The organism is Streptococcus suis (genome assembly GCF_046032535.1).
GTDB classification, from domain to species: Bacteria; Bacillota; Bacilli; order Lactobacillales; family Streptococcaceae; genus Streptococcus; species Streptococcus suis_AK.
This window is the reverse complement of sequence record NZ_JARQPL010000054.1, coordinates 1-9875: the sequence shown is the minus strand read 5'-3', so window position 1 is coordinate 9875 and position 9875 is coordinate 1. Positions and strand designations below refer to the sequence as shown.

The 9875-nt window shown below is 40.4% G+C and carries 6 protein-coding genes; all 6 read right to left on the bottom strand.

Annotated features, from left to right (window positions below; genetic code table 11):
• Positions 1 to 163: 163 nt before the first annotated feature.
• Positions 164 to 2428: a glycogen/starch/alpha-glucan family phosphorylase gene (glgP, locus tag P7J58_RS10780; RefSeq protein ID WP_408556330.1), complete on the bottom strand. Its 2265-nt coding sequence runs from the start codon at positions 2426 to 2428 to the stop codon at positions 164 to 166.
• Entirely contained in the window at positions 2421 to 3929 is a 1509-nt protein-coding gene (gene malQ, locus P7J58_RS10775; RefSeq protein WP_408556331.1) for a 4-alpha-glucanotransferase, read from the bottom strand. The genes glgP and malQ overlap by 8 nt, the downstream gene beginning before the upstream one ends.
• Before the next feature lie 205 nt (positions 3930 to 4134).
• On the bottom strand, positions 4135 to 6234 hold the full coding sequence (locus tag P7J58_RS10770; RefSeq protein ID WP_408556332.1) for an ATP-dependent Clp protease ATP-binding subunit: 2100 nt from the start codon (positions 6232 to 6234) through the stop codon (positions 4135 to 4137).
• Positions 6235 to 6814: 580 nt separating this feature from the next.
• Positions 6815 to 7225 (bottom strand): peptide deformylase, encoded by a 411-nt coding sequence (locus tag P7J58_RS10765; RefSeq protein WP_408556333.1) that lies wholly within the window; start codon positions 7223 to 7225, stop codon positions 6815 to 6817.
• Positions 7226 to 7254: 29 nt separating this feature from the next.
• Entirely contained in the window at positions 7255 to 8427 is a 1173-nt protein-coding gene (locus tag P7J58_RS10760; protein WP_408556334.1) for a peptidoglycan bridge formation glycyltransferase FemA/FemB family protein, read from the bottom strand.
• Positions 8427 to 9653, bottom strand: a complete 1227-nt coding sequence (locus P7J58_RS10755) for a peptidoglycan bridge formation glycyltransferase FemA/FemB family protein (RefSeq protein WP_408556335.1) — start codon at positions 9651 to 9653, stop codon at positions 8427 to 8429. Before P7J58_RS10755 ends, P7J58_RS10760 begins: the two co-directional genes overlap by 1 nt.
• Positions 9654 to 9875: the final 222 nt, after the last annotated feature.

Here is a 9875-nt window from a genome sequence, read left to right as displayed (position 1 = left end):
CGTGTAAATAGAAAAAGGTTCCAGAGTCGACAGGACTTTGGAGCCTTTTTCAATACACTTTGTTATTGGGCGGTTACTTTGTATCTATGGCCAAACGATAAAAAATGAAGAATACTAAAAAAGAATGTTCCACTCGGAAACATTCTTTTGTTTTAGGAGAGCATTAGTTGCTGTGCCAGATATCTTCGTTATACTGCTCGATTGTACGGTCAGATGAGAAGAATCCAGCTTTAGCAATGTTATGAACAACTTTCTTGTTCCATGAATCTTGATCTTCGTAATCTGCAAAGACTTGCTCTTTGACTTCAATGTACTCCGCCAAGTCAATCAAGGTCATGAACCAGTCTTTAGAAATCAATTCATGGTGCAAGCGACCTAGACGCTCATCATTACCAAGTGCACGGACTTCGTCGCTGACGATAAAGTCAACCGCACGTTTGATATTAGCATCGCCATTGTAGTAGTCCGCAGATACGTAACCAGCCTTGTCGTACAAGTCGATAATGGTATCTGAGTCCTTACCAAATGTGTAGATGTTATCCATACCAGCCAACTCTGCAATCTCAACATTGGCACCGTCCATAGTACCAAGTGTCAAAGCACCGTTGAGCATGAATTTCATGTTACCAGTACCTGATGCTTCTTTAGAAGCCAATGAGATTTGCTCAGAAATATCTGTCGCAGGGATAAGTTTTTCAGCAACCGTTACGTTGTAGTTTTCTACCAAGTGAACGTTGAGGTACTTGCTCACTTCTGGGTCGTTGTTGATCAACTCAGACAAACAGAGGATCAAGTGAATGATGTCTTGGGCAATCACGTAAGCAGGAGCCGCCTTACCACCGAAGATAACAGTGATTTTACGTTTTGGAAGGTTACCATTCTTGATTTCAAGGTATTTATGGATAACATACAAGGCATTCATTTGTTGGCGTTTGTACTCGTGGAAACGTTTGATTTGTGTATCAATGATAGAGTTTTCGTCCAATTCGATACCCTTGTTATCTTTGAGGTAACGTTTAAGAGCCAACTTGTTCTTGTGTTTGATTTCCGCCAACTTAGCATGAACTTCCTTGTCATCTGCAAAGGCAAGCAATTTCTCAAGTTTCGTCGCATCTGTCAAATACTCATCACCAATCAATTCTTTGATGTAATCTGCAAGGTCTTGGTTCGCAAATTCCAACCAACGACGGAAAGTGATACCGTTTGTTTTATTGTTGAATTTTTCTGGGTAAAGCTCGTAGAAAGCTTTCAATTCAGAGTTTTTAAGAATTTCTGTATGGAGCGCAGCTACACCGTTCACTGAGTTAGAGAAGTGGATATCCATGTGAGCCATGTGTACACGACCTGATTCATCAATGATTTGGACTGCTGGGTCTTTGATTTCTGCACGAATAAGGGCATCCAATTCTTTAATAATACCAACTAGGTGTGGGACTACTTCTTCAAGGAACTCAAGTGGCCATTTTTCAAGTGCTTCCGCCAAGATAGTGTGGTTTGTGTAACCAGTCATATTCTTAACGATGGCGACTGCTTCCGCAAATTCAATACCATGTTTTTCAGTCAAAAGTCGAATCAACTCAGGAATCACCATTGAAGGGTGAGTATCGTTGATTTGCACATAAGCGTAGTCAGCCAAGTCATGCAAGTTTGAACCGCGCTCAATTGCTTCATCAATCAAAAGTTGAGCAGCATTTGATACCATGAAGTATTGTTGGTAGATACGAAGCAATTCACCATTCTTATCAGAATCATCTGGGTACAAGAAGAGGGTCAAGTTTTCTTTGATGTCTGTCTTGTCAAATGAGATGCCATCTGTAATCAAGTCATAGTTGACAGACTCAATGTCAAACAAGTTGAGGTAGTTTTTCGTATCTTTCTTGTAACCAAGGATGTCCAAACGGTCCAACTTAGAAGTCAAGGTAAAGTTTTTGAACGGTACATCGTAGCTAATTGTCGTTGGAATCAACCAAGAATCATTTTCAATCCAGAAGTTTGGTTCTGCATCTTGTTGGTTGTCTTTAAAGACTTGACGGAAAAGACCACAGTGGTAGTTCAAACCAACACCTTCACCATTGATCCCAAGTGTTGACATAGAGTCCACAAAACAGGATGCCAAGCGACCAAGACCACCGTTACCAAGTGATGGTTCTGGTTCCACGTCTTCAACCTGAGCCAAAGACTTGCCAGCTGCTGCCAATTCTGCCTGAATGTCCTTGTAGACACCCAAGTTGATCAAGTTGTTTGACAAGAGTTTACCGATAAGGAACTCTGCTGAGATGTAGTAAACCTTGCGTTTACCAGTGTTTTTTGGTTTTGTCGCTGCTTCAGCTTTGACATAGTTCAATAATTGAAGATAGATTTCTTCATTTGTGAGTTCTGCAAGTTTTTTGTTCGTGTTTGTTTCTGCAAAAGTTGTAAAGTTAATCATGTTTTTCATTTCCTCGTTGATATAGTGTTGTCATTTTGACTAAGAAGTCTTTGCGTTCCTGAGTTAAATCTTCAGCTTTCATTCGCCATTCCCAGTTACCTCCGACAGTTGAAGGCATGTTCATGCGGCTTTCTTCGCCCAAGTCAAGAACATCTTGCATGGTCGCAATAGCTGTGTCGCTGACAGTGGCAAAGAGTGTTCGAAGCATGGCTTGAGTCACTGGCTCAATCGGCTTTCTGTTGGTATAGGCATCTACAAACTCCTGTTGTTCAGGCTCTAGATTGTTATACCAACCGTTGACCACCTCGTTATCGTGTGTGCCAGTGTAGGCGATAGAGTTTGGTACGCAACGGTGTGGGATGTCAATGCTCTGTCCAGTCACATCGAAGAAGCCAAATTCTAGAATCTTCATTCCTGGATAGCCACAATCTGCAAGCAACTTACGAGCCTTGGCATCAATATTTCCTAGGTCCTCTGCAATAATAGGCAAGTCGCCAAGGGTTTCCTTAACCGCCTTGAAGAGATTGTAGCCTGGACCTGGCTCCCAAGTACCAACCTTGGCAACTTTAGCATCTCCTGCTACCTGCCAGTAATCTGAGAAGCCTTTAAAGTGGTCAATTCTCAAGACATCGTAAAGTTTGAAACTCTCGTGAATGCGGTAGATCCACCAGTTGTAGCCAGTCTTTTCATGTTGCTCCCAATCGTAGAGTGGGTTGCCCCAAAGCTGGCCATCTGCTGAGAAGTTATCTGCTGGCACACCTGCTACATAAAGCGGCTTACGCTCACTATCTAATTTGAAGAGCTGTGGCTTGGTCCAAACTTCCACACTATCGGCAGAAACATAAATTGGCATGTCTCCGATAATCTTAATGTGGTTTTGATTGGCATATTCTTTTAGCTGTTTCCACTGGCTAAAGAAGAAATATTGAGTGACTTTAAAGTAATCAATTTGGTCTGCCAATTCCAAGCGGTATTTTTCAAGAGCTTCTTCATTTCGAGCAACAACTTTCTTGTCATCCCACTCTTGTAGGGCCTTGTTTCCAAAGTGTTCTTTAATAGCCATGAATTCCGCATAGTCATTTAACCATGACGAATTGGCTTTTTCAAACTCTTGAAAGGCTACTTTACGCTTGTCATCGCTCAAGAAGTTTTTAACGGCTCTTTCCAAAATCGGACGGCGAGCCTCATAGATCAAGGCGTAGTCTACTTTTTCTGGATTGTCCCCAAATTTCACATCTTGGTAGTCAAAGTTGGCCAATAAATCTTCTTCTGCCAACAAATCAAAATCAATTAAATGGGTATTTCCTGCAATGGCAGAAAATGATTGATAAGGTGAATCTCCGTAACTTGTCGTTGTGAGAGGAAGGAGCTGCCAGTAGGTCTGCTTGGTTTCGACCAAGAAATCTACAAAGTCATAGGCAGGCTTTCCAAAAGTACCGATACCAAACTTACCTGGAAGTGAGGTAATATGCATTAAAATTCCACTGGTACGATTCGTCATAAAAACGTTTTCCTTTCTTTCGATTACAATGATAGTTTAACGCAAACGTTTGCATTTGTCAAGGATTTATACAATTTTTTTAAAACTTTTACGTAAAACCGCTCAAAATCTCCCATAAATACGCATTCTACTGCTCTTGTTACCATTAAACAAAATAAGAAATTCTGAGTATTTTAACCCAGAATTTCAATATTATTCGATTATTTTATGAAAAGGTTTGCTCGCTGATTTGAATCTCATTTTTCACTACATCAGCCAACAAGTTTGTCACATCTAGGTGATCCAGATAGTAATCCGTTACCTTGTCTCGAATCTGATTTTCAATCACACGACGTAGAGGTCGGGCTCCCATTGCCTGATCATAGCCTTCTTCCATCAAGAACTCTTTGGCTGCCTCGGTCACTTCTAAGTGAATACCTTTTTTAGCTAGGGTCTTATTGACCTGGCCTAACATCAAATCAACGATTGCCTTGAGGTCTTCTTTGCCCAAGTGTTTGAATTCGATAACTGCGTTGAAACGGTTAAGGAACTCCGGACGGAAGAATGGTGCGATGCGGTCCATGATGTCTTGATTTTCTTCACCTTCTGGCATTCCATAACCAAAACCAGCATTTGAAGTCGCGATGACAAGGGTATTTTTGAAGTTGACTTGGTTGCCCTGTCCGTCTGTCAAATGACCATCGTCTAAGACTTGCAAAAGGAGGGTAATCACTTGTGGATCTGCCTTTTCAATCTCATCCAAGAGGACAATGGAGTACGGATTGCGGCGGACACGCTCGGTAAGAGTATTGGAATTGTCATCATAACCAACATAACCCGCTGTGGTACCAATCAGCTTGGAAACAGCTGTGCGGTCACTGTACTCAGACATATCCAAACGAATAATGGCATCCTTATTACCAAACAAGTCAAGTGCTAACTGTTTTGCCAACTCTGTCTTACCCACACCTGTCGGACCAACAAAAAGGAAGGAACCAATTGGACGGTTGCCGTCATCAAAACCTGCACGATTCCGACGAATAGCCCGAGATACAGCTTCCACCGCATCGTCTTGACCGATAACGTTAGCTGCCAGACGATTTTTCAATTCCTTGAGTCGTTCAATGTCAGAAGCTCCCATTTGTGAAACTGGAATTCCTGTCATTCGCTCAACTGCCTGAGCCACATCATTGACAGTCGCTACCACTTTCTGTTGCTCTGTGTGGTTGTCAATTTGTTCTTGGAGCTTGTCGATGCGGACTTTTTCATTGAGTGCTGTTTCGTAATCTTCTTTTTCAGCTGCCTCCAACTGTAACTGTTTTGCCTCTGCCATTTCTGCTTCTAAGGTCTGAATATCTGTCACAGGATGTTGTGCAGCCAAATGTGCAGCGGTCACATCGACTAAGTCAATAGCCTTATCAGGCAAGCTACGTTGTGGAATATATTGGACGGAATAATCAACCGCAGCTCTCAAAACCTCATCTGGCAATTCAATATTGTGGTGGGCTTCATAAAGCGGCTTAATCCCTTTCAAAATCTGGTAGGTGTCCTCTGCGGACGGAGCATTAACCTTGACTTCATTGAAACGACGAGCCAGAGCGGCGTTCTTGTGAATGGTATTGCGGTATTCGTCCTGCGTAGTGGCACCGATAACCGTCAATTCCCCACGGGATAAAGCTGGTTTGAGAATATCCGCCAAACCCTTGGAACCTGAGTCGCCACCTGTGCTACCAGCTCCCAAAATTTGATGAATTTCATCAAAGAAGAGAATGATATTTCCAGCTTTTTTGACTTCATCCACAAGATTTTGCACATTTTCCTCAAAGGCTCCGCGGTACTGGGTCCCAGCTTCCAAGCCTGAAATGTCGATGGAGATGATTTCCTTGTTCTTAATGGCTGCTGGCACATCTCCGTTGACAATGGCTTGAGCCAATCCTTCTACTACCGCTGTCTTTCCGACACCCGCATCACCGACCAGAACAGGATTGTTCTTAGTGCGACGTGCCAAAATTTCAGATGTTTCTTGGATTTCCTTGTTTCGTCCAATGACTGGATCCAACTTCCCTTCACGCGCATCTTGTGTCAAATTGCGACCAAGTTTTGCCAGAATTCCGTCTGACTTTATCTGACCTTTAGTCTGGGTTTGAGCCACTTCTTCTGTCTGTGGCAGGCGACCAGTCTGACGGTAAATGGCAAATTCCTCCGGTGTCACTTCACGCCCATTGATAGAATAACGGCGACGCTCTGTGCTGTAACCTCCCATATTGCCCATGAGTTGATTGAAAATATCGTCCATATTGTTAAAATTATTGAAATTGTTGTTCATAGTTTTTACCTCGTTTATAATTCACTTGTTTTTGACTTTTACTGATCTTTGTTTTAAAAAAATAATAGCTAGTATGGAATAATCCTGTCTTTCATATAACCTCCTTAGAAGTTTGTCTTTTACTGACCAATAGGTCCAAGAGCAAGTCAAACCCTTCTTGTTTGACCTAAACTGACCTTTTGTTCAAAGAATTCGTAAGGTCCTTTACCTTACGAATCTTATTTTACATCATTGGTCAGTAAAAGTCAATGGTTTTGTTTGACTTTTTTTGACTTTTCGATATAGTCTTTTAGTTTACTTTTAGTACTAGCTCTAAAGGTTTGGGGAACCTTTGGAGGTGGGAAATAGAGCGAACAAAGTTCGCATCAAAAGCCGCAGACATAACTCAATGCTTTCTTGTTTCTAGGCATTGACTTGAAACAGTCCCCCAGACTGTTTCAATCAGGCAAGGTGAGTTCAAACACTCCGGTGGAGTGATTGAAGTTGGAAATAAGGAAACGACGTTTCCTCGCTCGTCGACGTAATAAAAGATAAACTAAACGACGATAAAAAATCTACCTGACGGTAGATTCGGTAACTACTAGATGATAATCCCTTCCAAATGATCTAGTTCATGCTGAACAATCTGGGCTTGGAAGTCTGTCAGCTTTAGGCTGATCTTTTTCCAAGAAGCATCAAAAAACTCCACTTCAATCTCCTGATAGCGTGTCGTCGGACGGCTACCTTCCAGTGATAGGCAGCCTTCCTCTGTCTGATAGGGCTTGGCCTTGCTGATGAGGACGGGATTGTACATGATCAGGTTTGTGAAACCCATGTTGACGATAATAATCCGCTTTTTGACGCCAATCATGTTGGCCGCCATGCCCACGCAGGCGTGAGCGTTGGCTGCTAAAGTGTCCTGCAAATCTTGACCGACCTGCACATCTAGCTGAGTCGCAGGTTCAGATTTCTGTTGCAGGAAGAAAATGTCTTTCATAATAGGTTGAATCATGGGAACCTCTTTCGATAAAGTATATAGTATTATTTTACTATTTTTTTGATAATTTGAATTATTTTATGCTTTATCGGATGAGGATAATAACGAAAAGTACCAGCTTTTCTCAAAATATAGCCATTAAAGTTCTGTTTAAATCGAAGAACACCATCTGAGCTGTCGAATATCCCTTGAATACCAAGGAAATTATAACGCTTAAGATTTCGTTTTATTGCACGTTGCATCGCCTCATATTGAAGTAAGAAAGGTGCAGATAGGCTTTGAAACTCTGAATATGAGCCACCAAAAAGATAAGTTGCCTCATTCACATCATAAATTATCAGTGCACATGCCAAAAAAATAGGAGCTGTCTGAGTTTGATTTAAAATATTTTGAACCACCTCTTGTTTTTTCAACAATTTCTGCACTTGCTGTGCATACTGTTTTGAATTTCTATCACTTGTTTCTATTTCCTTTTCAATTTGCTTTAGACTGGCTTTCGGGTCAAGTTCTGCAACTAAAAAATCTGCCTGTGTACCAAAGCTTTCAAAAAGACTGTTATAGTAACCACTATCTCTATCTTCAAAGCCTTGTCTAGCTCCAGTTTCCTCAATTATTTTTTTGAAAGCTGAAAGCTCCTTATGATTGATGCTACGAATCCTGATACCGTAACTTTCTGAATTTTTTATGTTTCGTTTACTATTTTTATTGTAGGATTGCAATAACGACGTTGTTGAATGCCCTTGCAAATCCTTCACATAATGCCAAACAGACTCTCCATTTGGATAACCTGTTTGTAAGCCATCATGTTTAAATCCAACTTGCCCCATCTTCTCAATTAGTTGAGTATCTGCTTCACTAATTGGATTCCCTACACTATCAAAGAGTTGATAGACTTGGGAAGGCTTGACCACCAATTCAAGTACGCCTTCACGCTTAGCATAGTTTTTTAAAGATTGATAAAATTCCTCCAAATAAGCATCATCGGTAACCAGTGGTCCAGAATTCAATTCCATATACAAACCACCAGCCATCTTCTTACAGAAAAGCAAAGTAGAAATAACGATCTCTGATTGTGAATTTTTAAAACCAACATAGCGAACATCATATCCTCGCTTGGATAGTAATCCGGCCATCTCAATAGATTGAAAAAATGATTTTTCATTTACTTGTTCACAATGCTTTAAAAATTCTTCTTTAGTTATTTGACAAAAAGTCATTATTTTTTCTTCCTTAATTTTTTTCTAATTTCCAGTAAAACTTGAAAAACCTTATATAATATTGGCGAAACAATCAAGTCGAATTCGCCAATATACTCTTCTACTACTGGATTCAAATGTGATTTAAAGTGATAAAGGCCTCCGTCTAAAGTTGGCTCTATTCCTCCTAAATTTTGCCATTTCACACCTCGTTCGAAAGCATACTTTGCCGTCTCCACCCATGTTAGTAAAGCAGGCTGATAATGTTTAAACTTTTCATCCATACCAGCATAGATATTTTCAGATGTTCCTGCAAAATTAATTGTCAAAGTACCAGCCAATGGAACTAACTTACTCCCGTTACGAATCAGAAAATTTATCATTTCTAATTCTGTATTTATTCTTCGGGTTTCTTTTTTATAATTTTCAATCTTCGATTGTCTTGTAGTGGAGGTGAAAGTCATGGATTCTTTTACTAATTTTTCTTCAAGATAAGATAACTGTTCATATCTCTTTGCTAAATCCAAATAGGCAACTACAATATAAGAATTTTCTGGATAGGCATTCAATATTTTTTGATAATACTCTCTCCCCCGCAAGCGAATAGATTTGCGCTCCTCAGTCTTTTTTAATAGCTCTGAAAAATCTCTTAACAATTCCTCACGACCAATTCGAATCTCAATACCTTTATTACGCGCCGACCGAATATTTTGTCGAACTCGTTTATTTAGTGATTCCTCTGAGAAGGATTCGCTATATAATACTGCATGACAAGTAGGTTGGATTGTAGCCGACATGGTCTGCACTCGACCAGACCAAATACCTCCCAAATCAACAATCCTATCTTTGACGGCAAGTACATTTAATTCTTCTTCCCTATCTCCTGTTATAGTTTTACTCGATAGTCGAATAAATGGATCAAATTTTATAACAACACTGCGTTCTCGGAGGGCAAATTCTTTTATGGACTTAAATACAAATGACACTAATTCAGCATCTTCATAATCCATTACAGGACCTCTTGGTATATAAATCATCGTAAAACCAAATGGTACTACCAACCTTCTGATAAGAAGAGAAGCAACTGCCACTAATTGTCCATCTTTAAAAAAGCCTAGTCTCTCATTTCGCCACTCACTTTTTACGGTTGCCCACTGACTACTCTGCAAAAGATTGGCCTGTGGTGATTGCTTTACAAATGAATCATGTTCCTCAGCAGAAATACCCACTTTATAAGTGTAAAACATTGATTATTCCCCTTGTTCATAATTACTTTTAACGCTAATTAGGAAGGGCTTGCCCGTAGTGTCAAGCCCTGCTATACTAGTATAGCAAGCAATTTTGTCAAGTATTTTGTCCTGTTTTCAGTAAAAAAAAGCCTAGTTCTCACTACAATGTCATTAAGTTAAGCATTTAAACAATTAAAGGAACTATTCCCGTCCGAGCAATTGATGACCAAACGGGAATAG